A 23,919-nucleotide genomic window follows, 5' to 3' on the forward strand; every position below is an offset into this window, starting at 1 on the left:
CCGCGCGCGCGGGAACTCGGCTTGCGTCCGGGGCAATTCGCCCCGGGCAAGCTGAACGCCATCACCGACGTGGCGGGCGTGCTGGTCGGGCAGGTGACCAAGCTGGAGGGTGAGGGCATCCGCAGTGGTGTCACCGCCATCCTGCCGCATGGCGGCAACCTCTATGCCGAGCGCGTGCCGGCGGGGCTGGCCGTCATCAATGGCTACGGCAAGCTGGCTGGCGCCACCCAGTTGCAGGAGCTGGGGGAGCTGGAGACGCCCATCGTGCTCACCAATACCCTCGCCGTCGGGCGGGCGGTGGAGGCGCTGGTGGACTGGACGCTGGAGCGCAACCCGCAGGCGCTTTCCGTGAACGCCGTGGTGGGCGAGACCAATGACGGCCGGCTGAACGACATCCGCGCCCGCGGCATCGTGGACGAGGATGTGCTGGCGGCGCTGAATTCCGCCCGCGATGGCGCGGTGGAGGAAGGCAGCGTCGGCGCCGGCACCGGCACGGTGGCCTTCGGCTGGAAGGGCGGCATCGGCACTTCCTCCCGCAAGCTGCCGGCGGCGCTGGGCGGCTTCACGGTCGGCGCGCTGGTGCAGAGCAACTATGGCGGCGCGCTGGTCATGGACGGCGTGCCGATGGGCCGCGCGCTGGGCAAGTTCTACCTGAAGGAACATGCCGACAAGGGCGATGCCGATGGCTCGGTGATGGTGGTGATCGCCACCGATGCGCCGCTGTCGGACCGCAACCTGGGTCGGCTGGCGCTGCGCTCCATGGCCGGGTTGGCGCGCACGGGCGCGGCTTTCTCGGACGGCTCCGGCGATTACGCCATCGCCTTCTCCACCCACCCGCAGGTGCGCCGCCCGGCGCCCGAGGGCATGGTGGCGGACTGGCCGAATGAGAAGATGTCGCCGCTGTTCGTCGCCGTCGCTGAGGCGGTGGAGGAAGCGGTGCTGAATTCGCTGCTGCGCGCGACCACGGTTGAAAGCCGCGACCCGGCCACGGGCAAGAAGCGCAAGGTCGAGGCCATTGATATCGAGGCCGTGCGCGCGGTGCTCTCGGCGCACCGGCCCGAATAAACGGGCCGGCGCGCCGGCGCCGTCAGCGGATCTGGTGGTATTCCTTGTACCACTCGACGAAGCGGCGCAGCCCTTCCTCCAGCGGCGTGCGCGGCGCGAAGCCGATGGCGGCGCGCAGCGCGGAGACATCCGCCCAGGTGCGCTCCACATCGCCCGGCTGCATCGGCACGTCCTGGCGGTTGGCCTTGCGGCCGGTCAGCTTTTCCAGGATGGCCAGGAAGTCGTCCACCTTCACCGGCGTGTCGTTGCCGATGTTGAAGATGCGGTGCGGCGTGGCGGGGGCGACGCGGCCGGGCTCATCCGGCTCGGCCGGCGGGCGCGGCGCCAGGCGGGCGATGGCCTCCACGATCTCATCCACATAGGTGAAGTCGCGCCAGACGTTGCCGTGGTTGAAGACCTTGATGGGTGCGCCGGAATACAGCGCCTTGGTGAATCCCCAATAGGCCATGTCCGGCCGGCCCATCGGCCCATAGACCGTGAAGAAGCGCAGCGCCGTGGCGGGGATGCGGTAGAGGTGGGAATAGGTCTGCGCCATCAGCTCGTTGGAGCGTTTGGTGGCGGCGTAGAGGGAGACCGGCTGCTCCACCGCGTCCCGCTCGCTGAACGGCACCTTGGTATTGGCGCCATAGACCGAGGAGGAGGAGGCGTAGATCAGGTGCCGCACCGGCGTCTCACGCGCCGCTTCCAGCACTTCCAGGAAGCCGGTGAGATTGGCGGCGGCGTATACGCGTGGATTGTCGATGGAGTAACGCACGCCGGCCTGGGCCGCGAGATGCACCACGTAATCCGGCTTCGCGTCCCGCCACAGCGTGCCCAGCGCGCCGGCTTCGGAAAGTTCCACGCGGTGGAAGGCGAATTGCGGATGCGGCCGCAGCGTCGCCAGCCGCGCTTCCTTCAGCGCCGGGTCGTAATAGTCGTTGAGGTTGTCGCAGCCGGTGACACGGGCGCCTTCTGCCAGCAGGCGCTGCGACAGCGCGGCGCCAACGAAACCAGCGGCGCCGGTGACCAGCACATGCGCGCCGGCGAGGTTGTGGGACAGGTCACTCATTCGGCATTCACGCTGGTGAAACTCCGGCTTTCCAGAAAGGCGAGGCGGGACATGTGGTCATCCAGGCGGCAGAGCATGAAGCCGCGCAGCCCGAGGCCGAGGCGCCGGGCCTCGCCATGCTGCAGGGCGGGCAGGCCCTCGCCGCTGTCGATCTCCACCTCCAGCACGCGGGCGGCGGTGGCGGGCAGGTCGAAGAGGCAGGTGGCGGCTTCCTCGGCCGCCAGCGGCACGGAGAAGAGCAGCGGCGCCGCGTCCGGCAGCCGGATGCGCAGCAGCACCTCCATGGCCATCCTGGGTGCCTGCATCTCCAGCGCCAGGCGCAGCGGCGCGGGGCCGCCCTCCTGCTCCGGCAGCGGCAGGCGCAGGGTGGCGAGGCCGGCGGCGCAGTGCACGCCCCAGTCGTCCAGCGGGTACCAGCCGGGGCCTTCCCGCACCATGTCGGCCAGCACCGGCTCCAGCGACAGCTCGATGCTGTCCTGCCGGCGCAGGCTGTAATAGCGGCCGGGTTCCAGCGTGAACCGATCCGCCGCCGGCTGCGCCGGGCGGGCGGCCAGGGCGGCGATGGCATCCATCGCCTCGTCCTTCACCGCGTCCCAGGAGCGGGGCCGGCCCTTCTCGCGCACCACGGCTTCCTGCGCGGCGCGGAAGGCGGGGTCCAGGATCACCTGTTCCAGCCTCTCGGTCAGTTCCGGCAGGCTTTGCGGCGCGAAATAGAGCGCGGCATCGCCGCCGGCTTCCGTCAGCGCCGAATGGGCGGGGGTGATGACGACCTTGCCATGCGCCAGCGCCTCGGTGATCGGCAGGCCCCAGCCTTCATAGTGGCTGTTGTAGACGGTGAAGGCGCAGCGGTCGTAGAGCGCGTCCAGTTCCTGGTCCGAGACATGCGGCATCAGCACCACGTGCCGCTTCAGTTCCGGCGAGCTTTCCAGCAGGCTCATCGCCGCATCGGCATGCCAGCCGAGCTTGCCGACGCAGACCAGCCGCGGCACCGCCTGCGGCCCGTGCTTGCGCAGCAGGTTCAGCCAGGCGGTGAAGACCATCAGGTGGTTCTTGCGGCTTTCCAGCGTGGCGACGAAGAGGGCGAATTCCTCCGCCTCCCCCAGCACGCGCAGGGCGGCCAGCCCGCCATCGCCGCCCGGCGGCACCAGGGCGCGCGGGTCGGCATCCAGCCGCACCACATAGGCGGGTGGCGTCAGGCCGGGGCGGAGCTGCTCCGTCAGCCGTTGCACATCCCGCCGCGTGTTCTCGGAATTGCAGAGGATGCCATGGGCGTGCAGGCCCAGCGGCGCGAACCAGCGCACGTAGTTCTGCACCAGCGTCATCAGGCAATGCTCGGGCACGATCAGCGGCACGCAGTCATGCACGAAGGGGATGTAGCGCAGCCCGCTCTCCCGCTGCGCGATGCGGAGCGCGCGGAAATAATCCGGCATGCTCCAGGAATTGCCGAGGTTGACCAGCAGCGCGTCGCGCGGGAAGCGCAGCGGTGGCGCGGCATTGGCGCGGCGGCGCATGGCATTGCGCAGTGCCACCCATTCCGGGTCCGTGGGGTCGGAGCCGGAAGCGGCGAGGGTGCAGAGGCGCCGGAAGCCGGCACGGTCCACCGGCCGCCAGCAGCGCTGCCGCAGGTCGAAGATGGCCAGGGAGACGCCCATGCCGGACGGTGGAGAAGCCAGCGCGCGGGTGACGATGCCGATCTGCACCCGCTGGATGCCCGTGGGGGTACGGTCCGCGTTGAAATAAAGCAGCACGTCGGTGATGTCGAAGACCACCCGCACGGCGGCCTCGTCCTCCTCCGCCGGCAGGATATCGGCATCGTCGCCCAGGGCGGCGCGGTCGGCGGCCTCGATCTCGGGGCCGGCCATCCATTCGGCGGTGGCCTCGGCCTCCCGCCGCGCGTCCTCGTTGCCGGGCTGCAGGGACAGAGCGCGGGCATAGGCGCGGGCGGCGTCGCGCCAGCGGCCGAGGATCTTCAGCGCATGGCCGATCTGCACCTGGAGGTCGGCATCCTTGGGCGCCAGGACCTCGGCCTCGCGATAGCGGGCCAGGGCCTCGGCCACCCGCCCCGCTTCCTTCAGGCAATGGCCTTCCTGCACGATGATGGACCAGTTCTCCGGCCGCAGGGCGACGAACTGCCGGTAGGCCGCGGCGGCCGCCAGGTAGTCGCGGGCCGCCCGGTGGCTATCGGCCAGCCGCAGCAGCTGGTCCGGGTCGGAGGGGGGAAGGGCCATGCTTATGTCTGGTTCCGTGAGCCGGGGGCAGGTCGGTCTGGTAAAGCACGGGCCGGGCCGGTGCAACGGTGGGACCGGGGCTTGCCGTCGCGCCCATGTGCCGGGCCGGGCCTTGGTCACCGCGTTGAAAGGCAGGCACGGGCGCGGCCGGTTGCTGTGCTGCTCGTCCGGGCGGCCAGGCCGGCTGAGGCTGGCCAGGGCGGGAGCCGGGCGCTTTCCGGATGCGCATGGGCGCCGCTTGGCCTAGCCTTGGCGCGACAGCAACCGCAGGCTTCCTGATGCCCCGACCCGATGCCGCGATGTTCGAGCTCGATCCCGCACCGAAGGTCATCACCTTCGACTGCTACGGCACGCTGGTGCAGTGGTACGAGGTGCTCCTGCGGGAGATCGGCGCGGTTCTTGCCGTGCAGGGCAGGGACGCGGCGGAAGCTTCCGCGGTGCTCGATACATTCTCGGGGCATTCGCGCCGCCTTGAGGCCGAGCGGCCCCACCGGCTCTACAAGGACATCCTGCGCACCGGCTTCCGCGCGGCGCTGGCGGAGCACGGCCTGGCTGCCGGCGCGGATGTGGTGGAACGGCTCGCCACCGCGATCCCTACCATGGGCCCGCATCCCGAGGTGCCGGAGGCGCTGCGGCGGCTGCGCGAGCGTTACAAGCTGGCGATCTTCACGAATTCTGATGAGGATCTCATCGTCCACAACGTGGCGCGGATCGGCGTGCCCTTCGACTACGTCATCACCGCCGAGCGGGCGCAAGCCTATAAGCCGTCCCGGCAACTCTTCGAGCACGCTTACCGTACGATGGGGGTGACGAAGGACGAGACGGTTCATGTCGCGATGGGCATGTTTCTCGACATGAAGGCGTGCCACGACCTTGGGGTGCGGGGCATTTGGGTGAACCGGCTGGGGCAGCGGGGCAACCCGGACTGGCTGCCTTATGCGGAAGTTCCGGACCTGGATGGCGCCGCGGCCTTGCTCCTGCCGGCCCGGGACTGATCTGGCGCGGTGCCAGCCTGACCGGGCTGGTCGCCGCCGCAGGCATTCACCACGCCGCCGTGGCGCGGCTGGCGTGGATCATCCGAGCCGCGGTCTTCCGTGGCTGTCAGCGTGCGGCGGTGGCTGCCGGCGCCTGGAAGGGCTGCCTGATCGTCGGCAGCCACTTGGCGAAGCTTGATGCCAGGCGCTGCGCGGGCGCTTCCACGACCCGGAACATCACATCCGATACCACGAAGGTCAGCGCCAGCAGCAAGGGCAGGGCGATCAGCGGCGCGCCGGCACCCAGCGCCACGATGAGAATGGGCAGGTGAACGAGGTAGAGGCTGTAGGAGATCCGTCCGAGCCACCGTGGCAGGCCCGTGTTGAGCGTCCGCGTGACCAGATTGGGCGACAGGCAGAGCGCAATGACGAGGCACGCACCCAGCCCGACCAGAAGGTCGGACCATACCCTGTCGATCCCCGCCAGGAGCAGCGCGGCGGCCAGGGCCCAGAGGCCAAGCGTGCTCATCCTCGGCAGCCGGTTCAGCGTCGCCACGATCTTCATCCTGTGCATGGCCAAGGCGCCGCCGGCGACGAACATCCACAGGAAGTGGAACGTGTTCTGCCACGAGCCGGACAGGAAGCCGGGCATCGAGAAAGATGCCATGACGGAAATCATCGTGCACAGAAGCAGCGTCTTGACGGCACCCGCCGCGCGGCACAGCGCGAAGATGGCTGGAATGAACAGCGCGACGCGCATCTCGTGGATCAGTGTCCAGATAACCGGGTTCAGCGTCATGCCGTCAGGCTCGCCGGTCATCAGGAGGTGCGCTGGCAGCGAGTAGGTCATCGTCATCATCAGCAGGCCGTTCAGCCACTCACTGCTGGCGGCCGATGGAACCGGGTGCGCGATCTGGTATGCCGCTGCAGCCGCGATGATGACGACGGCGAATGGAACGTAGATGCGGCTGAAGCGTTTGATCAGGAAGGTGGTCCAGGAGATGCGTGGCTGGGCCTGCAGGCTTGCGAAGAGCACGAAGCCGCTCAGTACGAAGAACACCATGACGGCGGCCTGGCCGTTGATCATCAGCCGAAGCGGCGTGAAGCGAAGCCAGGTCCAGAGGGAGGCCCAGGCTTCCAGCTGACTCAAATCGGATATCTGAGCAGCCTGCCGCACGGTTTCTGGAACCACCTGAACATAGTGATTCAGCACAACGCACAAGGCAGCCATTCCGAGCAGTGCATCCAGTTGCTCGATGCGAGCTGGACCGGAACGTCTGCTGGTCCCTTCAACAGTGGCGATCAAGGCATGCTCCCCCAGAACTTACATCTTAGGTAAGTTTCTTAAATGTCGAAAAATATCATTTTTCGACTGTTCAAGATAAAGCCTGAACCCATTTTGTCAATGCAACGATTGCGATTTCTGGGATCTTTGTGACAGCGGCTCGCCTGCGGTTCAGGCTGCCGCGCATGTCGTGAATGGGGGCGGGAAGGGGAGGCCGTTGCACGCTGCCGCCGATCGTGGACTAGTTGGCGTTCCTGTAAAGAGAGGAATGCCGCGCCGACAGAGAACTGGCTGACCTTCACGGCTGCTGCCGCCATCCTAATGGCCATTCAGGGACTAATGGTTGTCCTGGTCACCTCTTGCGCGCAAAGCCACGCCTGAAGGCTCGTGGCAGGCGCGGTGCTGGGTGACCTGAAGGCAACGATCGCGTCCATGGATGGTCTAGGCGCGAGGGGCTTGCCGCCGCTCGGGAAAGGCGCACGGGTGAACTGTTCGCGGTATGGGTCTCCACAAACGGGAAACGTCCCTGTGGATAGGCTGCAGGGTTGCTGCGGGTCGGCCCTGGCCGGGGTGGGAAGCAGACGAGGGTCGCTCAGTGATACCCGTTGCGGTGGCGCCTGGCCTCGCTGGTCGCTGGCGCGCTTCGCCAGGCATGCCCCCCGGAACAGGCTCGAAAAGAACCGGGTCGGCTGTTCGAAGCCGGCATCAGGCAGAAGTTCGGCAACAACTTCCTCCGAGGCAGTAGACGATGCAGACGTCGATGCGGATTCCGCCCAAGCCCACTTTCACCGCTTCTTCAACAGAGAAAGCTCAGGGCCATTCGAAATGAAGGATCGCTTCGGGGGCGGACCCAGCGGTAGCCTGCCCGGCAGGGCACTGCCGCCGGACCGGTGGGAGGCAGACCTGTGTGGGGTGTCCGACGGGGCTGGACTGCCCGTGGCGTCTGCTGAGTAATATGCCCTGCCGTTAGGACTGATTCATGACCGCCGTATCCGCTGATCCAGCGCCATCCATGGCCGCTCTTGTGCCCGAATTGCTGGTTGCCGATGTCGCGCAGAGCCTGCGCTTCTGGCGCGACCTCTGCGGGTTCAGGATCATGTTCGAAAGGCTCTACGAAGGCTTCGCCTTCATCGAACACTCTGGTGCCCAGGTCATGTTGGAAGAGCAGGGCAGGAGCCGTAACTGGATCACTGGCCCGCTCGACCCTCCTTACGGGCGGGGCATCAACTTCCAGATCGCCTTACCCGCCATCCAACCTGTTCTGGATGCACTGGCCTCAGCCAACTGGCCGCTTTTCATGCAGCCTGAGGACAAGTGGTACCGTGCCGAGGAACTGGAGATAGGGGTCCGGCAGTTCCTCGTCCAAGACCCTGATGGCTATCTCATCCGCTTCTCACAACGCCTCGGGACTCGTCCCCATCAGGAGGTCTGATGGGTTTGCCGGAGCAGCCGTTGGATGGGGTGGAAAGCGGCATTCCCTTTCAGCGGGCTCCGCAGTGCTCCACTCCACAGGCTGGCGAACCGAAGGTAATCTCAATGCCTTCCGGTGCTGGGGTGGCCTCATGTGGACCTTTCGAGCGGCGCAGCCTGACGAAGCAGCCGAGGCTTGCATGGTCATCCGCCGCTCCGTCGAGGAATTGTGCCAGGCGGATCATGAAGGCGATCCCGCTATTCTGGAGCACTGGCTGGCCAACAAGACGCCAAAGCAGGTGCGCGCCTGGATTGAGGCGGAGCCCGCCGGGGGTTTCGTGGGCGTGGGGCCCGCCGGAATAGCCGGGGTGGGCTCCCTCCTGCCGAGCGGCAGGATCGCCTTGAATTACGTCGCGCCCTGGGCGCGGCGGCAGGGTGTCAGTACCGGCCTGATGCGCGCCATGGAACAGCGTGCCGTCGAAGCCGGTCATACAGTCTGCACATTGACCAGCACGATCACCGCGCATGCCTTCTACCTGACCTATGGCTATCAGGACACTGGCGAACCGGTCCGTTCTTTTGGCGGCAAACCCGCCTTTCCAATGCGGCGCCTGGTAGCGCCAGGCTCCTGAGCAACAGGTAAGGGGTGTTGCGGGCTGGCGGCTGAGTGGGGTGGACAGCGAACCTACGCGCCTTGCTGCCCTCGCACCGCCAGCCGATCGAGGGCCTCCCGATCCAGCACGTAGTACACCTTGTCAGATCCATCAGCGCCGAGCCCATCATACAGCGACCGCGCTGCCGTATTCTCCCTTGAGGTGGACCACTCAACCCGCGTGCTGCCTGCCGCCTTCGCGGCTCGTGCAATTTCCGCCATCAATGCCTGTGCGACACCAAGACGACGTGCGGTCTGACCGACGTAAACCTGCTGGACATAGGTGAAGGCAAGCAGGCCAGCGACAGGGTAGAGTGAGGCGAATGTGGCAAAGCCGAGCAGGTGAGTGTCATCATGAGCAACGATGATATCCACTTGCCGTGCCTGCCGGATGATGTCCTCGACGACCACCAGATCGGGATCGATGGTGGCGCCGTAGAAGCCAGCCATCTCAATCATCAATTCAGCCAAGGCCTGAGCGTCTGGCTCTTCAAAGCGACGGACCTGCATCACCAACTGCCCCCGGGCTTGATTTTCTGCTTCGTGACGCGGTCAGTACCACACATGCCATGGGAAGGTGGCGGTAGGACCGCAAAGATCGGACCCGGCGATAGCCTGCCCAGCCGAGGCTACCGCTGAGGGTGGAAAGCAGACATCGGGCGCCTGGAGAGCCAGGCACTCGTTACCGTCCGTTCCTGGAGCCTACCGGGACGACGTGCCCGGCCAGTCCTGCGGCGCCACGCGCAGCAGGGTGTAGCCAAGCAAGCCGGACAGGAAGGAGCCTGCGAGAATACCGATCTTGGCCTCCGCCTGCAGGAGCGGGTCACCGGGAAAGGCCAGCAAGGTGATAAAGAGGCTCATGGTGAAGCCGATGCCACAGAGCAGCGCCGTCCCCGTCATCTGCAGCCGCCCGGCATAGGCTGGCATGTCCGCGAGCCCGAGGCGGATGGCCAGCAGCGTGAACCCCAGCACGCCCACCACCTTGCCAACCAGCAGCCCGAGCCCGACACCGAGCGTGACAGGCGCTGCCAGGGCCTCCATGGGCAGGCCGAGGAAGGGCACGCCCGCATTCGCCAGGCCAAAGATCGGCACCACGATGAAGCCGACGGGCAGGTGCAGGCTGTGCTCCAGCCGGTGCAGCGGGCTGCTACTTTCCTCATCCGGGCGCCCGGGGGTGCCTTGCAGGGGTATGGTGAAGGCGAGAACCACGCCTGCGAGCGTGGCGTGGATGCCAGAACGCAGCACCAGTACCCAGAGCGCCAGCCCGAGCAGGAGGTAGGGCGACAGGCGGCGTACCCCGAGCCGGTTCATCCCGACCAGCACCGCCACCACGGCGGCGGCGCCCATCAGATCAGGCAGCGAGAGCCCTGCCGTGTAGAACAGCGCGATGATGACCACGGCGCCGAGGTCATCGATAATGGCCAAGGCCGTCAGGAAGACCCGCAGGGAAGCCGGGACGCGCTTGCCGAGCAAGGAGATGACGCCAAGGGCGAAGGCGATGTCGGTGGCGGCCGGGATGGCCCAGCCATGGGCCGTGGGGCCAGGGTTGAAGGCCAGGTAGACCAGCGCCGGCACCGCCATGCCCCCGGCGGCGGCGATCCCCGGCAGGGCACGGCGCGGCCAGGTGGAGAGCTGGCCGTCCAGCACCTCGCGCTTGATCTCGAGGCCAACGAGCAGAAAGAACACGGCCATCAGGCCATCGTTGATCCAGTGCGCCACGGAAAGCGGCCCGACATAGGCGTGCAGCAGGGCCTCATAGCCCGGCCCGAAGGGTGAATTGGCGATCACCAGTGCCAGAGCAGCCGCACCCATCAACACCAATCCCGCAGAGGACTGGCCATCAAGGAAACGACGCAAGGCGCTGGGCTGGGCGTGGTGCTGCTGAGCCATGGGCATGCTCCGGGCATAGGCTTTCCCGCTGGCGGCCCGACCAACGCTGAACCCTGCCCGCGCCATTCCGGCGCGAACACCCGGGGCTTCTATGGCATCGGGCCAGCGCGCTCGCAACCGAGCCAGGCACACTCACCGCTCCCCACCTCCGCGCCTGCGGGAGCAGGATGAACTCCAGCAACAGGTAAGCCGGAGCCTCTTCGGGCTGTCTTGCTGCGACGAGGGCCGCTCCAGGTCACCTGCGGCGATGCCAAACAAGCGAGGGACGGAAAGGAAGGTTTGGAAGGCGGTGCCTTACCGCAACGGCAGCGGCGCGGCGTCCCGCAGCACGGCCTGCGCGCCGGCAGTCCAGCCGCCCTCGTCATGCAGCACCAGGCCGGGGTGCAGCCAGTCCGGTTGCCGGCTGTGCTTGCGGCCCTGCACCAGCACGCGCCGCGCCGGCTGCCCGGCGCGGGGCCAGAGCGGCAGCAACGCCACGCCGCCGCAGCGGGCCTGCTGCAGCCCGATGGCGGCTTCCGCGAAGCGGGCGGCGGGCAGCACGAAGGTCAGGCTGCCCTTGTGCGCCAGCGGCGCCGCCAGGGCCGCCGCCCATTCCGGCAGGCCGGGGCCGGTGCCCTCATGCGTCGCGGCGGCGCGCAGGCGGGTCGGCGGCGCGGTGCCGCCGGGCCAGTAGGGCGGGTTGGCGAAGGCATGGTCCGGGCGCGGCTGGCCACGCAACAGGGCCGGGTCGGCGATATCGCCTTCCAGCACCGTCACCTGCTCCGCCACGCCATTCAGCGCGGCGTTGCGGCGGGCGAGGGCAGCCAGGGCGGGCTCGCGCTCCACCGCCAGCACGCGCAGGCCGGGCACGCGGGCCAGCAGGCAGAGAAAGACGGCACCGCTGCCGCAGCCGCCTTCCAGCACCACCTGCCCGGGGCGGGCAGGGATGCTGGCGGCCAGCAGCACGGCATCAAGGCCAGCGCGCAGCCCCACGCGCGGCTGGCGCAGGCGCACGCGGCCGGCCAGCAGCGTATCCTCGGTTTCGGCATCGGCTGTTTCGGCCTGCGGGATTTCCGGAGGTGCCGCGGCGTGCGGAGTGTGCCGTGGGCCGGGCGCTTCGGCGCAGGGCGGCTCCGCGCCGGGGGCGGGGGTTGTCGCCGCAGGCGGCATTCCGAGAACAACTCCTTGATTTTTCGGCAGGCGACGCGATGTGCCGAGGCATGGAGGGCTGGCTTGCTGGTCCCGACCCCTCTGGCTATGGTGCCGCCGCCAGCAGAGAGAGACAATGTCCGCGTGAGCTCCCCCGCCCTACAGACCACCCCGACCGCCGATGGCGAGGACGCGCTGACCGCCCTGGTGGCCCTGGTGCGGGAAGATCTGGACGCCTGCAACCGCCAGATCCTGGAGCGGATGCAAAGCCCGGTGGCGCTGATCCCGCAGCTCGCGGCGCATCTGATCGCGGCGGGCGGCAAGCGCCTGCGGCCGCTGCTGACGCTGGCCGCCGCGCGCATGTGCGGCTATCGCGGCGAGCGGCATGTGCGGCTCGCTGCCTGCGTGGAGTTCATCCACACCGCCACCCTGCTGCATGACGACGTGGTGGACGAGAGCGACCTGCGCCGTGGCCGCGCCAGCGCCAATGCCGTCTTCGGCAACCAGGCCAGCGTGCTGGTGGGCGATTTCCTCTTCGCCCGCTCCTTCGAGCTGATGGTGGAAGACGGCTCGCTGGAAGTGCTGCGCATCCTGTGCAGCGCCTCCGCCACCATCGCGGAAGGCGAGGTGCTGCAGCTCGTCATCCAGAACGATACCTCCTCCACCGAGGCGCAGTATCTCGACGTGATCGAGGGCAAGACGGCGGCGCTGTTTGCCGCGGCCACGCGCGTCGGCGCCGTGGTGGCCGACCGCCCGGTAAGCGAGGCCGAGGCGCTGGACAGCTATGGCCGCAACCTGGGCGTCGCCTTCCAGCTGGTGGATGACGCGCTGGATTATTCGGCCGAGCAGGGAAAGCTGGGCAAGACGGTCGGCGACGACTTCCGCGAAGGCAAGATCACGCTGCCCGTGCTGCTGGCCTTCAACCGGGGCGACGAGGCGGAGAAGACCTTCTGGCGCCGCGTGCTGGAAGAGCGGCAGCAGGAAGAGGCCGACCTGCCGCATGCGCTGGAACTGATGCAGAAGCACCGCGCCTTCGACGACACCATTGCCCGCGCACGCGATTACGGCGACCGCGCCATCGCCGCGCTGGCCTGCTTCCCTGACAATGCGGAAAAGCGGGCGCTGATCGACGTGGTGGAATTCTGCATCGCCCGGGCGCGCTGACGCGCCCAGACGTTCTCCGCGCTGACATGCTGAAAGGCGGCCCCGCAGAGCGGGAGCCGCCTTTTTTGTTTCAGCGAGGCCCCCGCCGCGCATGCGGGCGAGGCCTCTGGGCCTGAGCCCTTAGATGCGGCGGTCGGGGATGCCGGCCCCCGGCACCAGCGGGTCGGTCGGCGTGGTGGTGGTGGTGCGGGTGCCGCGCGCCGGGTCGGTCACCGGGTCCACCGGCGTGCTATCGTCATAGCCGGTCCAGCCGCCGGCGCGGTAATCCGCCTCGCGCGCCGTCATGTCCACCGGGTTGTGGCGGGCGAGGATGGCCTCGACCTCGGCGGCGCGGCTCTCGTCCGTCCGCACTGTCACGAGGCTGCCGCCGCGCCGGATGCCCTCGGCATAGACGGGCGCGTCCTTCTCGCTGACACCGGCGCCGGTCAGGCCACCGATGATGCCGCCCGCCAGCGCGCCGGCACCGGCGCCGGTCAGCGTCGCCACCAGCGCACCGGCCGCGACGATGGGGCCGATGCCGGGGATGGCGATGGCGCCCAGCGCCGCCGCCAGGCCCGCGCCGCCGCCGACCAGGGTGCCCAGCGTGGCGCCGATGCCGGTGCCCGAGGAGGCATGGCCGGTGTCATGCTCGGAGCGGACATCCGTCACGCCCGTCCGGTCGGAATTGCTGGCGACGATGCCGAGGTCGTCGTGGGAGAAGCCGGCCGCCTCCAGGTCGCGCACGGCGGCCAGGGCGTGGTCGCGGGTGTCGAACATCCGCGTGATCATCTTTTGCATGGCTCGTTACCTATCCTGCAGGGTTCTTGTGGGTTTCCGCGTGCCTGGGCGCTTATTGCGCCGGGGCGTTGCCGGTCACGACCTTGCCCTGGAAGTCGAGGCCAACATCGGTCTGCGCGCCGTTGCGCATGGCGCGGCCGCGCCAGACGCCCTTGTCGTCCTTCTTCAGCTCCTGCACGTCGGTGTAGCCGGCATCCTCGATGCGGCGGCGGGCCTGACCTTCGGTGAAGCTGTTGGCGCCGGCGGCGGGCGTGGTGGTGGTGGGCGGCGAGCTGTCGCGCGGGGCGGCATTGGTGCCGGCCGCGCCGGGGGTGGCAGCGCCCCGGTTCATGTCCGTGCCGGTGCCCATGCCGGGGGCTGCCGTGGTGCCGGTGCCAGCGCCGGGGGCTGCCGTGGTACCCGTGCCCGGCGCAGTGCCGGCGGCGGGGGGCATGGTGGTGCCGGAGCCGGTGGTGCCTTGTTGCGTCTGCGCCATGGCGGCAGGGGCCAGCAGCAGGGTGACGGCCAGGGCCATGGCTGTGGAAGTGGACCGCATGCGTAGTCTCCCTCTGTCTTCTTCTTTGACGGCCAAGTTGCCGTCGTATGCGGCCTTAACGGCTGAGGGCTTCTACGTTTGCGTAGACATCGCGGAAAAAGCGCCGGGTAATAAAGTGGCGGTTCTGCCGGGACGTTGTTCTGGAGGGACGGAGATCTTGTTTTTGCGTACTTCCGGCGGCCACGGCCGGCACTTGGCCGGCCGTGAAAAACCTGTAACGCCCGGCTTTACCCGCGCCCGACGAAGGGCATCTTGGTCGCCATCACGGTCATGAACTGCACATTGGCCTCCAGCGGCAGGGAGGCCATGTGCAGCACGGCCTCGCCCACATGGCGGACATCCATGCGCGGCTCCACCATGGTGGTGCCATTGGCCTGGGGCACGCCATTGGTCATGCGCTGCGTCATCTCGGTGGCGGCATTGCCGATGTCGAGCTGGCCGCAGGCGATGTCCCAGCGCCGCCCGTCCAGGCTCAGCGACTTGGTCAGGCCGGTGATGGCGTGCTTGGTGGCGGTATAGGGCGCCGAGAAGGGCCGGGGCGCATGGGCGCTGATGGAGCCGTTGTTGATGATGCGGCCGCCGCGCGGGTCCTGGTGCTTCATCATGCGGAAGGCCGCCTGGGCGCAGAGGAAGGCGCCGTTCAGGTTGGCGGCCACGGTGCCGAACCAGTCTTCCAGCGCGATCTCGTCCACATCCACGGCGGGGCTGCCGCGCCCGGCATTGTTGAACAGCAGGTCGCAGCGGCCCCAGCGCTCCTGCACGGCGGCGAAGAGGGCGTTCACCGCCTCCGGCTCGCTCACATCCGTGGTCACGGCCAGGCAGCGGCTGCCATGCTCGCCGGCGGCGGCGATGGTGGCCTCCAGCGCATCGGCGCGGCGGCCCGCCAGCGCGACGCTCCAGCCCGCGCCCAGCAGCGACAGCGCGGCCGCGCGGCCCACGCCGCTGCCGGCGCCGGTGACGACGGCGATCTTGCTTTCAGCCATTCGGATGATCCCTCCCTTGGCGATTCCCGTTGCGGCTTAACCTGCGGCGCGCGGCGGGCGCAGGCAAGCCGGCTTCACCAGGGGCAGGGGGGCAGGCCCAGGGCGTGTTCCAGGCGGTTGGAGAGCAGCAGGCCCTCGCCATTGCGGACGCGCCAGCGGCCGGGGGCGGCATCCAGGCCCAGTTCCTGCTGGAAGGCCGGGCCCAGCCCTTCCACCAGCAGGCGGGCGAAGCCGGGGTCGAACTGGCTGCCGGAGCAGCTTTCCACCTCGGTCAATGCTTCCGCCACTGTCAGGCGGGGGCGGTAGACGCGGCCGGGCTCGATCATGGCCACGAAGGAATCGGCGACGCAGACGGCGCGGGAAAGGGCGGGCAGCATCTCCCCCCGGCCGCCGCTGGGGTAGCCGCCGCCCTGCCAGCGCTCATGATGGTCGCGCGCGGCGGCCACCACCGGCTCGGGGAAGCGCAGCGCGGTCAGGGTCTCGGCGCCGGTGACGGGATGGGCGCGCATGGCCTTCAGCTCCGCCCGCGTCAGGCCGCGCGCGGCATCCAGCAGCGAAAGCGGCAGGAAGAGCTTGCCCAGGTCATGCATCAGCCCGGCGGCCACCACCATGGCCGGGTCGCCCAGCGCGCCCTTGGCGCAGGTGCTCATGGCCAGCAGCACGGTGGCGACGCGGATGGAATGGTCGGCGCTGGTGGGGTGGTGGCGGCGCAGGGCGGCCAGCAGGCGCAGGCTTTGGCGTGACAGGTCGCCGCCATCGGGGACGGGAGGCGGCCCGGGCTTTACCGCCCGGGCCTGCATCACCGCGCTCACCAGACCAGCCGGTAGCCGCGTCCGCGCACGGCGGTGATCTGGATGCGCCCGTTGGAGGCGCTGCTCAGTTTCTGCCGCAGCGAGGAGGCGAACTGGTCCACGCCGCGCTGCTGCGGCTGCAGCGCGTAGCCCAGCACCTGCTGCGCCACCACCTCACGTTCCGCCACCCGGTCGGGGGCGGTGAGCATCAGGCCCAGCAGCCCGGCCTCGGCACCCGTCAAGCGCTGCTCGGTGCCATCGGGGGCCACGATTCGCTGGCGGGAGGGGTCAAGGGTCACGCCGACGGCTTCCACCGTCTCGTCCCCCGCCTGGTCGGGTTCCTCCAGGCGGCGCAGCACGGCGCGGATGCGCGCCGTCATTTCCCGCATGGAGAAGGGCTTGGTGAGGAAATCATCGGCGCCGAGCTCGAGGCCCAGGATGCGCTCGGGCTCGGTGGTGCGGCCGCTCAGCATCAGGATGCCGCGGTCGCGCCGCCCGGCCAGTTCCCGCACAATGGCGAGGCCATTGCCGTCCGGCAGTTCCATATCCACCAGCACGATGCGGGCGGTCGACAGGTCGGCGGCGCGGGCGGCGGCCAATGTGCCGGCGACCTCGACGCAGAATCCGTCGCGTTCCAATGCGCGGGCCAGCGTGTCGGCCAGCGCATGGTCATCCTCAACAAGGACAAGCGGGACACGCCCGTCCTGCAAAAGGCCATCCGGACATGGCGGGGGCACCGCCGCCGGGTCAGCGGTCATCCGGTCCATACCGAAATCATAGCGATTGGTTTGCACTATACCAACCCCCGCGCGTGAAACTCCGCCGATTGCAGCCGCAAGGGTGCGGCAGGAGCATCCAACAACCTCCGGAGGTGGAGCGCCAGTGTGGATGCATCCAAAGGTTTGGCCAACAGCATCACATTCTCCAGCCCGGCTTCCATGGCAGCGTCCGGCAGCGCGTAGCCGGAGACAAGCAGCACGCGCAGCTCCGGCAGCCGCTCCTGCATCATCACTGCCAGGCGCGGGCCGCTGATGCCGCCGGGCAGGATAACATCGGAGAGCAGCAGGTCGGGGCACAGGCCATCGTCCAGCATGGCCAGCGCCTGCGGGCCGCCTTCCGCCGTGGTCACCTGGTAGCCGAGTCGCGTGAGCTGCGCCGCCATGCTGTGGCGCAGCGCCGCCTCATCCTCCACCAGCAGCACCAGCTCATCCCCGCGTGGCGGCGGCAGGAAGGCGGCGGGGGCAGCGGCGGCCGGGGCCTCCGACTCGGGCAGCATCAGCATCACGCGGGTGCCCTGGCCGGGCAGGCTGTCCAGCCGCAGCACGCCGCCATGCTGCCGCGCGAAGGACATCACGCTGGCCAGCCCCAGGCCGGCGCCCTGGCCTTTCGCCTTGGTGGAGAAGAAGGGTTCCGTCGCGCGCTTCAGCACGTCCGGCGCCATGCCGAAGCCGGTGTCGCTCACCGTCAGGCGCAGGAAGCGGCCGGGCCGGGCCTCGGGGAAGCCTTCCAGCGCCTCCTCTTCCAGCGTCACGGCCTCGGCCGCCAGGGTCAGCACGCCGCCATCCGGCATGGCGTCCCGCGCATTGACGGCGAGGTTGAGGATGGCGTTCTCCGCCTGCCCGGCCATCAGCTCCAGGCGCGGCAGGTCGCTTCCGAGCACCAGGTTGATCTGCACCTTCTGGCTCACGGCGCGGCGCAGCAGCGGCATCATGCTGTCCAGCAGCTTCTCCGGCACCACTTCCTCCGGCTTCAGGCGCGGCTGATGGCCGGCAAAGGCCAGCAGGTGGCGCACCAGGGCCGTGCCGCGCTCGGCGGCGTCGCGGATCAGCCAGGCGGAGTGGCGGCCGCCGGGGTCGTCGGCCAGGTCCTCCTCCAGCATCTCGGCATTGCCGGAGATGACGGCGAGGAGGTTGTTGAAGTCATGCGCCACGCTGCCGGTCAGCCGGCCCACCGCCTCCATGCGCTGGCCCTGCTGCATCTGGTGCTGCGCCCGCCGCGCCTCGCTGACATCGCGGAAGAACATCGCCACGCCATCGGCGGCGGGGAAGGCGTGGGCCTCGAACCAGCGCTGGTCGGCCTCGAGAGACTGCTCGAAATCCCGCTCCTGCCCGCGGGAGGCGACGGCCTGGAGGTGCTCGAAGGCTTCCATGCCGATCAGCTCCGGAAACAGCGCCCAGATGGAGCGGCCGATCACATCCTCCCGCGCCAGGCGCATCATGCGGAGCGCGGCGGCATTGGCATAGGTGAAGCACCAGCCGGCATCGAGCGCGACGAAACCGTCGCTGACGGCCTCCAGCAGCCGTTCCACCCGCTCCCGCGCCGTGCTGGCTTCCTCGGCGGCGCGATGGGCGGCGGCGATCAGGCCGCGGTTGCGGATGGCGATCTCGGCCAAGCGGGCGAGCTGCGCCAGCATGGCCTCGTCATCGGGCAGGAAGCCGTCCGGGTGGCCGGCCACCACCAGGGCGCCCAGCACGCGGCCCTGCTCGTCCCGCAGCCCGATACAGGCGCGGGCGGGCAGGCCGCCCTCGGCGGGGAAGAGGCGGGGCAGGGCATCGGCGGCGCGGGCGCGGTCGGTGGCCCAGGCCTCCAGCTCGGTGGTGACGGCGGGGGCCAGCGGGGCGGGCTCGCCGCCTTCCGGCGCCAGGCTGATGGCGCGCTGGGAGGCGGCGGAATCCTGCCGCTCGCTGTCCTGCAGGGTGATGCAGGCATAGGGAACGGAGAGCGCCTGCCGCGCCAGGCGGCCGATATGGCCCAGCAGCGCCGGCAGTTCCGACACCGCCGCGATGCCGGCGGAACCGCGGGCCAGCCGCTCCAGCCGCGCGGTGGCGGCGGCCTGCTCCAGCAGCCGCCGGCGGGCTTCCCGCCCCACCAGCAGCAGGCCGATGCCGGCGGCGGCCAGGGCCAGCAGCGTCAGCCCGCCCCCCAGCCAGGCGCGCCGCGCCCATTGGGAAAGCGCCTCGCTGCCATCCAGCCCCACGGCCACCGCGACATTGTAGCCCGGCACCGGCCGAAAGGCGGTGAAGCGGTTCATCTGGTCGATCAGCGAGACGACGCGGCCGTTCCATCCCTGCGGCGGCTGCTCCGGCGCCGCCCAGCGCTGGGTCTGGAGGATATCGAGGCCGATCGCCTCCGGCGGGCCGGGGGGCATGCGGCCCATCAGGCGGTTGTCCCGGTCCAGCAGCGCCATGGAGCCGCCGGGCGAGAGGTTCAGGGAGGCGTGGAAGCCTTCCAGCTGCTGCAAGGGCAGCAGGGCCAGCGCGGCGCGGCCATCGGGCAGGCGGCGGATCATCGGCAGGAGGTTGCCGAAGGGGCTGCGGATCGGGACACCCAGCACCGGCGGCCCGGCCTGGGTTCCGGCGGGCAGCGCCGCCAGCATCCGGGCCAGGGCACCGTGGTCCAGCCCGACGAGCCGGCGGCGGCCGGATTCGGTGGCGATATCCGGCAGGCCGTCGGGATGCAGCAGCGCCAGCACGACGCCATTGGGCAGGGTGCTTTCCTGCGTCGCCAGCGCGGCGGCCAGCATGTCACGCGGCAGGCCGGCGGCTTCCAGGCGCGCCAGGGTCAGCAGCGCCTGGTCCAGCCCGCCCAGCAGGGCGCTGGTCCGGGCGGCGAGGTTATCGGCCAGCACGCTGATCTCGCGGATCACCTGCCGCTCGGTGGCGGCACGGTCCATGGCGAGGGAGATGGTGACGCCGCCGGTCAGCAGCAGCGCGGTGACGCCCAGCACGGCAAGGCCGAGGCGGCGGGACAGGGGGGCGTCGCGGCCCAGCGGGCTGGCGCGTCGTATGGCCCGCTGGCCCGTCAAGCCGGGTGGTTCTCGACCGCGAGGCGGGCGGCTGAACTGGCGAGCGGCATCGTCATGACTCTCCCATGCGTGCTTGTGCCGCCAGGTTCGCCATATCACAAGATGCTTTGCCGAGCTGTGGTATCCGGTCAGGCAAGCGAGGGCAGCCGCTCCGCCAGCGCCACATGGGACAGTACGGTCAGCGCCGCGGTGTAGTAATCCTGCGCGTCCCGCACCGAGGGGAGGGCCACCGGGCCGGCCGGGGACTGCGCCAGCGCAGCGATGGCGCGATGCGCCGGGCCCATCGGGTAGGAGGCCAGCTGCTCGCTGGAGAATTCGGTCCAGGCCGGCTGGTAGGGCAGGCCATTCCAGGTCCAGAAGGCTACGGCGGCACGTGCCGCCGGTTCCGAGGCCAGGCCACCCCAGGCGAGGTACAGCGGCACGCGCATGGCATCGTAGGAGAAGCGCGGCGCCCAGCCGCTGGCCGGGGTGGGCCGGCCACCCTGGCGCGAGAGCTGCACCCAGTCCGGCGGCAGGCCCCAGCGGCCGAAGCGCGCTTCCTGCAACAGCAGCAGGCCGTCGCGGTAGAGATCCATCCAGGGGCCGCCGGCGCTGGCGGCGAGATCGGCCAGGGCGGGGAAGATGTAGTAGGAGGGGTTCACCACCACATGGTCGCGCCGCTCGAAGCCGGCGGCGGCGGGGAGCAGCACGGTGCGGCCGGCCACCTCCCGCACGCAGAGGCGGACGAGGTCGGCGCAGATGGCGGCGGAGATTTCCTGCAGTTCTGGCCGGTTCCAGCGGCGCGCCGCGCGGGCCACGGCCCAGGCGATGAAGATATCGCCATCGGCGGCGTTGTTGCCGTCTTCCACCGCCATCGGGCGGTTGGGCATCCAGCGCCAGGCATGCAGCGAGTCGTAGGGGCGCTTCAGCTCCCGCCGGGTCCAGGCCAGCACGCGGTCGAAGGTGGCGCGGTCGTCATGCGCCTCGGCCATCAGCAGCGCCCAGCCCTGGCCCTCGGAATGGGAGGAATTGCCGTTGCCGGTGTCGACGATGCGGCCACCGGGGGTCATGAAGCGCTCGCGGAACAGCGCCCATTCACCGGGATTGGGGGTCGGGTAGGAAAGGCCCAACTCGGCATGGCCGGTGGTCCGCGTCGCGCTCCAGGCGAACGCCGCCGCCAGCCCTGCGAAGCTCCGCCTTGTCAGACTGCTGACCATGTTACTCCAGCCAGACCCAGGGGGGGGTGGTGCCGGGGCACCACCGTATTGCGTTCCTTACGTCTTCATAATGCACGCAAGGCGTGCATGCGTTAAGCGTTACTTAGTGTCTGAAGTTGTAAGATAAATGTGATCGCGGTGGGTCAAATGCGGGGTTGAAGTTCGGCTCAACAGCCGCGCTGAAGAACCAGCAGTGGCAGGTGCTGCTCCAGCCACTCCATCGGCAAGGCTTCCGCACCGGCATCCCGCCCGCTGAACAGGCACCGCCAGCCGCCGTCGCCAGCAGGCAGCGGCAGCCTGGTGTCACGCCAGCTGCCGGTGGGGAAGAGCGGCGCGGCGGAGTCGCCCATCAGCGGCGCCGCGCGCAGCGGCACCACCACCAGCAGCTCCTGCTCCCGGTGCCGGCGGCGGAAGGCCAGCAGCTCGTGGGCGCGTGGGCCGGTGGCCTCCAGCGGCTCGTAGCTGCCCTGGTGGAAGAGGTCCGGCCATTGCTGCCGCAGCCGCAGCAGGGCGTGGATCAGCGCCTGTTTCACCCGGCCGTCCTGCCAGTGCGGCAGCAGGGCGGTGGCGTCCGATGCCTGCTCCAGCGCTGTGGCGCGGGCGGTGAAGTCCACCGGGCGACGGTTGTCGGGGTCCACCAGGCTCTCATCCCAGTATTCGGTGCCCTGGTAGAGGTCGGGCACGCCAGGCACCGTCAGGCGCAGCGTGGTCTGCGCCAGGCTCTTCACCGCGGCGGCGGGGGCAATGCGGGCGGCGAAGTGGGCGATGCCGTGCAGCAGGTCCGGGTTGGCATCGCCGTCCAGCACGCCATCCATGTAGTCGCGGGAAGCGTTCTCGTAGTCCTCGTCCGGCATGCTCCAGCCGGAGCGGCGCTTGGCCTCGCGCATCGCCTTCTGCTGCCAGCCGGCAAGGCGCCCGGCCCATTCGGCGATGCCGGCGCGATCCTCAGGCTTCAGGCCGAGGGGCCAGGAGGCGACCAGCATCTGGAACAGCATGGCGGCCTCGCCGCCCTCCGGCGCGGTGCCGGTCTCCAGCGACTGTTGCAGCGGTTCCGCCGCCTTCAGCCAGCCGCGCAGGGTGGCGGCCCATTCGTCCGGGATCTCGGACAGCACCGCCAGGCGCATCCGCACATCCTCGCCGCGCTTGTGGTCATGCGTGGCGGTGGCGAGCAGGGCGCCGGGGTAGCGCGCCAGCCGTTCCTGGCAGGCGGCGTGGAATTCCTCCGGCGGCAGCGACAGCTCGTCGGGATGCGAGCCGACCTCGTTGCGGGAGAGCAGGCGGCCATAGCGGTAGAAGGCGGTATCCTCCACCGATTTGGCGGCGGTGGGGGAGGAAAGCTGCTGGAAGCGCGTGCGGGCCACCAGCCGCAGCCGGCGCAGCGGCGCGGGCATCTGGCGGATGCGCTCCTCGCCCAGCCACTGGTAGAGGTGGTCCAGCACGTCGTGGTCCGAGAGCGGCAGGTTGGCCCGGGCGGCGCCCACCGCGCGCAGCATCACCGTGGCATCCTGGGAGGTGGCGCGGCCGGCGCGGGTATAGGTGCGGTAGACCGGGAAATGCACGAGGATTTCGGTCAGCACGCGGCGGATGGCGGCCAGCGGGATGTCCCGCGTCATGATGTCCGAGCGCGCGATGCGGTGCAGGGCGCGGGCGCAGGCCTCCCGCTCGGCGGCCAGGTTGTCGCGCAGGATCTGGCGGCGGGCGAGGCGTTCCTCGGCTGGGAAGTCCCGTGCGCTGCCGGAAACTTCTTTCCACAGCAGGGAGAGCGGTGCTTCCCCCTCCGGGTCGTGCAGCACGGCGGAGACCTGGTCCATGAACTCGTAGCCGGTGGTGCCGTCCACCTGCCAGTCGATGGGCATGGACTCGCCGGGGGCCAGGATCTTCTCCACCACGATATAGGGCTCGACCTTCGGCGCATCGGCCGGTCGCAGGTGGGCGGCGGCGGCCATGCGGCGGCGCAGCTTGCGGCAATAGGCGCCGGGCTGCGCCAGGCCGTCCACATGGTCGATGCGCAACCCGTCGATCAGCCCCTCGGCATAGAGGCGCAGGATCAGCGCGTGGCTTTCCTCGAAGACCTCCGGCACCTCGATCCGCACGCCGGCGAGGCTGGTGACATCAAAGAAGCGGCGCCAGTTGATTTCCTCGGAGGCCAGCTTCCAGTGGGAGAGGCGGAAATGCTGGCGTTCCAGCAGCTCATGCAGCCGGGCGCGGGCCTCGTCGGTATCGGCGTTCAGGGCCTCCATCTCCGCCAGGGCCTGGGGCGCGTCCTCGGGGCGGATGGGGAAGAGGTTGTCGAAGTAGTCCACGGCGATGCCCGTGGGGCCGCGCTTCGCCAGCTTCAGTTCGCCGTCGCGCAGCGCCTCGCCATAGGGCTTGCCCAGGAAGGGCGCGAGGATCTTGCCGTGCAGCGCCGGGTCGTCCGACTCCCAGTCCACGTCGAAGAACTGGGCGTATTGGCTGCCGGGGCCATGACCCAGCACGTCCAGCCAGATCTCGTTGTCGTCGCCGCTGACGCCCATGTGGTTGGGGACGATGTCCAGCAGCAGGCCCATGCCGTGCTGCCGCAGCGCCGCCACCAGCCGGCGCAGCGCGTCCTCGCCGCCCAGTTCGGGGTTCACGTGCCGATGGCTGGTGGTGTCGTAGCCATGGGTGGAGCCGGCGCGGGCCTGCAGGATGGGCGAGGCATAGAGGTGGCTGATGCCGAGGCGGGCGAGATAGGGAACCACCGGCACAGCGTCATCCAACGTGAAGCCCGCATGGAACTGCAGCCGCGCGGTGGCGCGCGGGGTGCTGGAAACGGGCTGCGTCATACTGGGAAACCTCCTCACCGTGGGTGCATGACGCATTGCCGCAGCGCGGGTTGCAGAACCCGCAAACGAATCATGACAGGACGGCTGCTGGCGTGCACGAGGTTACAAAGCCGCAACGCCAAGCCTCGAAGCCAGCCCGCTGTCTGGCGCATCGGCCGCTTTGTCTGGCAGCATGGCCGCC

Annotated in this window: 19 protein-coding genes; 5 read left to right on the plus strand and 14 right to left on the minus strand. The window is 69.5% G+C overall.

Going from position 1 to position 23,919, the window contains the following annotated elements:
* Positions 1–21: 21 nt before the first annotated feature.
* Entirely contained in the window at positions 22–1,065 is a 1,044-nt protein-coding gene (locus EBE87_RS05915; RefSeq protein WP_233560044.1) for a DmpA family aminopeptidase, read from the plus strand.
* A 22-nt stretch (positions 1,066–1,087) separates the two neighbouring features.
* On the opposite strand, the gene EBE87_RS05920 is transcribed toward EBE87_RS05915, so the two are convergent.
* The gene (locus EBE87_RS05920) at positions 1,088–2,113 is read right to left on the minus strand and encodes an NAD-dependent epimerase/dehydratase family protein (protein ID WP_122139930.1); all 1,026 of its coding nucleotides are present in this window, start codon (positions 2,111–2,113) and stop codon (positions 1,088–1,090) included.
* Positions 2,110–4,341, minus strand: coding sequence for a glycosyltransferase family 4 protein (locus EBE87_RS05925; protein WP_120640403.1), 2,232 nt, complete (start codon positions 4,339–4,341; stop codon positions 2,110–2,112). Before EBE87_RS05925 ends, EBE87_RS05920 begins: the two co-directional genes overlap by 4 nt.
* 278 nt (positions 4,342–4,619) lie before the next feature.
* Here EBE87_RS05925 and EBE87_RS05930 point away from each other — a divergent pair, with 278 nt between their 5' ends.
* On the plus strand, positions 4,620–5,336 hold the full coding sequence (locus EBE87_RS05930) for a haloacid dehalogenase type II (RefSeq protein ID WP_199707812.1): 717 nt from the start codon (positions 4,620–4,622) through the stop codon (positions 5,334–5,336).
* Positions 5,337–5,442: 106 nt separating this feature from the next.
* Here the strand turns inward: EBE87_RS05930 and EBE87_RS05935 are convergent, their stop codons facing one another.
* Positions 5,443–6,621 carry an acyltransferase family protein gene (locus EBE87_RS05935; protein ID WP_147426189.1) on the minus strand — a complete coding sequence of 393 codons (1,179 nt, stop codon included), beginning with the start codon at positions 6,619–6,621 and terminating at the stop codon, positions 5,443–5,445.
* Between the two features lie 958 nt (positions 6,622–7,579).
* Here EBE87_RS05935 and EBE87_RS05945 point away from each other — a divergent pair.
* The gene (locus tag EBE87_RS05945; RefSeq protein WP_233553403.1) at positions 7,580–8,032 is read left to right on the plus strand and encodes a bleomycin resistance protein; all 453 of its coding nucleotides are present in this window, start codon (positions 7,580–7,582) and stop codon (positions 8,030–8,032) included.
* A gap of 178 nt (positions 8,033–8,210) precedes the next feature.
* Positions 8,211–8,642, plus strand: coding sequence for a GNAT family N-acetyltransferase (locus tag EBE87_RS05950; RefSeq protein WP_199707820.1), 432 nt, complete (start codon positions 8,211–8,213; stop codon positions 8,640–8,642).
* Between the two features lie 53 nt (positions 8,643–8,695).
* Here the strand turns inward: EBE87_RS05950 and EBE87_RS05955 are convergent, their stop codons facing one another.
* From EBE87_RS05955 to EBE87_RS05965, 3 genes are all read right to left on the minus strand, one after another.
* Positions 8,696–9,172: a GNAT family N-acetyltransferase gene (locus EBE87_RS05955; RefSeq protein ID WP_233553404.1), complete on the minus strand. Its 477-nt coding sequence runs from the start codon at positions 9,170–9,172 to the stop codon at positions 8,696–8,698.
* A 192-nt stretch (positions 9,173–9,364) separates the two neighbouring features.
* The gene (nhaA, locus tag EBE87_RS05960) at positions 9,365–10,558 is read right to left on the minus strand and encodes a Na+/H+ antiporter NhaA (RefSeq protein WP_456316296.1); all 1,194 of its coding nucleotides are present in this window, start codon (positions 10,556–10,558) and stop codon (positions 9,365–9,367) included.
* A 288-nt stretch (positions 10,559–10,846) separates the two neighbouring features.
* A complete protein-coding gene (locus EBE87_RS05965) occupies positions 10,847–11,701 on the minus strand; it encodes a tRNA1(Val) (adenine(37)-N6)-methyltransferase (RefSeq protein WP_122139931.1) in 855 nt (284 codons plus the stop codon).
* An 87-nt stretch (positions 11,702–11,788) separates the two neighbouring features.
* On the opposite strand from EBE87_RS05965, the gene EBE87_RS05970 reads away from it, so the two are divergent.
* Positions 11,789–12,844: a polyprenyl synthetase family protein gene (locus tag EBE87_RS05970; protein WP_408887702.1), complete on the plus strand. Its 1,056-nt coding sequence runs from the start codon at positions 11,789–11,791 to the stop codon at positions 12,842–12,844.
* 120 nt (positions 12,845–12,964) lie between these two features.
* Here EBE87_RS05970 and EBE87_RS05975 read toward each other — a convergent pair whose 3' ends face one another.
* The 8 genes from EBE87_RS05975 to treY form a co-directional block, all read right to left on the minus strand.
* Positions 12,965–13,621 carry a general stress protein gene (locus EBE87_RS05975; protein ID WP_122139932.1) on the minus strand — a complete coding sequence of 219 codons (657 nt, stop codon included), beginning with the start codon at positions 13,619–13,621 and terminating at the stop codon, positions 12,965–12,967.
* A gap of 52 nt (positions 13,622–13,673) precedes the next feature.
* Positions 13,674–14,156, minus strand: a complete 483-nt coding sequence (locus tag EBE87_RS05980; protein WP_199708255.1) for a RodZ family helix-turn-helix domain-containing protein — start codon at positions 14,154–14,156, stop codon at positions 13,674–13,676.
* Between the two features lie 227 nt (positions 14,157–14,383).
* On the minus strand, positions 14,384–15,139 hold the full coding sequence (locus EBE87_RS05985; RefSeq protein ID WP_122139933.1) for an SDR family oxidoreductase: 756 nt from the start codon (positions 15,137–15,139) through the stop codon (positions 14,384–14,386).
* Positions 15,140–15,213: 74 nt separating this feature from the next.
* Positions 15,214–15,951: an HD-GYP domain-containing protein gene (locus tag EBE87_RS05990; RefSeq protein ID WP_120637755.1), complete on the minus strand. Its 738-nt coding sequence runs from the start codon at positions 15,949–15,951 to the stop codon at positions 15,214–15,216.
* Positions 15,948–16,688, minus strand: coding sequence for a response regulator transcription factor (locus EBE87_RS05995; protein WP_233560046.1), 741 nt, complete (start codon positions 16,686–16,688; stop codon positions 15,948–15,950). Before EBE87_RS05995 ends, EBE87_RS05990 begins: the two co-directional genes overlap by 4 nt.
* 35 nt (positions 16,689–16,723) lie before the next feature.
* On the minus strand, positions 16,724–19,735 hold the full coding sequence (locus EBE87_RS06000; RefSeq protein ID WP_120637753.1) for an ATP-binding protein: 3,012 nt from the start codon (positions 19,733–19,735) through the stop codon (positions 16,724–16,726).
* A 128-nt stretch (positions 19,736–19,863) separates the two neighbouring features.
* A complete protein-coding gene (locus EBE87_RS06005) occupies positions 19,864–20,931 on the minus strand; it encodes a glycosyl hydrolase family 8 (protein WP_120637752.1) in 1,068 nt (355 codons plus the stop codon).
* Between the two features lie 167 nt (positions 20,932–21,098).
* Complete coding sequence (gene treY / locus EBE87_RS06010) at positions 21,099–23,738, minus strand: malto-oligosyltrehalose synthase (RefSeq protein ID WP_120637751.1); 2,640 nt, start codon at positions 23,736–23,738, stop codon at positions 21,099–21,101.
* Positions 23,739–23,919: the final 181 nt, after the last annotated feature.

This window comes from Teichococcus wenyumeiae, assembly GCF_003696345.1.
GTDB lineage: Bacteria > Pseudomonadota > Alphaproteobacteria > Acetobacterales > Acetobacteraceae > Pseudoroseomonas > Pseudoroseomonas wenyumeiae.

Excerpts from the sequence above, each read along its gene's own strand:
- EBE87_RS05950 (WP_199707820.1), top strand. The coding sequence starts at position 8,211 with ATGGTCATCCGCCGCTCCGTCGAGGAATTGTGCCAGGCGGATCATGAA.
- EBE87_RS05995 (WP_233560046.1), bottom strand. The coding sequence starts at position 16,688 with ATGACCGCTGACCCGGCGGCGGTGCCCCCGCCATGTCCGGATGGCCTT.
- EBE87_RS05970 (WP_408887702.1), top strand. The coding sequence starts at position 11,789 with ATGGTGCCGCCGCCAGCAGAGAGAGACAATGTCCGCGTGAGCTCCCCC.
- EBE87_RS05930 (WP_199707812.1), top strand. The coding sequence starts at position 4,620 with ATGCCCCGACCCGATGCCGCGATGTTCGAGCTCGATCCCGCACCGAAG.
- EBE87_RS05955 (WP_233553404.1), bottom strand. The coding sequence starts at position 9,172 with ATGCAGGTCCGTCGCTTTGAAGAGCCAGACGCTCAGGCCTTGGCTGAA.
- EBE87_RS05980 (WP_199708255.1), bottom strand. The coding sequence starts at position 14,156 with ATGCGGTCCACTTCCACAGCCATGGCCCTGGCCGTCACCCTGCTGCTG.
- EBE87_RS05975 (WP_122139932.1), bottom strand. The coding sequence starts at position 13,621 with ATGCAAAAGATGATCACGCGGATGTTCGACACCCGCGACCACGCCCTG.
- EBE87_RS06005 (WP_120637752.1), bottom strand. The coding sequence starts at position 20,931 with ATGGTCAGCAGTCTGACAAGGCGGAGCTTCGCAGGGCTGGCGGCGGCG.
- EBE87_RS05965 (WP_122139931.1), bottom strand. The coding sequence starts at position 11,701 with ATGCCGCCTGCGGCGACAACCCCCGCCCCCGGCGCGGAGCCGCCCTGC.
- nhaA (WP_456316296.1), bottom strand. The coding sequence starts at position 10,558 with ATGCCCATGGCTCAGCAGCACCACGCCCAGCCCAGCGCCTTGCGTCGT.
- EBE87_RS05925 (WP_120640403.1), bottom strand. The coding sequence starts at position 4,341 with ATGGCCCTTCCCCCCTCCGACCCGGACCAGCTGCTGCGGCTGGCCGAT.
- EBE87_RS05945 (WP_233553403.1), top strand. The coding sequence starts at position 7,580 with ATGACCGCCGTATCCGCTGATCCAGCGCCATCCATGGCCGCTCTTGTG.
- treY (WP_120637751.1), bottom strand. The coding sequence starts at position 23,738 with ATGACGCAGCCCGTTTCCAGCACCCCGCGCGCCACCGCGCGGCTGCAG.
- EBE87_RS05985 (WP_122139933.1), bottom strand. The coding sequence starts at position 15,139 with ATGGCTGAAAGCAAGATCGCCGTCGTCACCGGCGCCGGCAGCGGCGTG.
- EBE87_RS05920 (WP_122139930.1), bottom strand. The coding sequence starts at position 2,113 with ATGAGTGACCTGTCCCACAACCTCGCCGGCGCGCATGTGCTGGTCACC.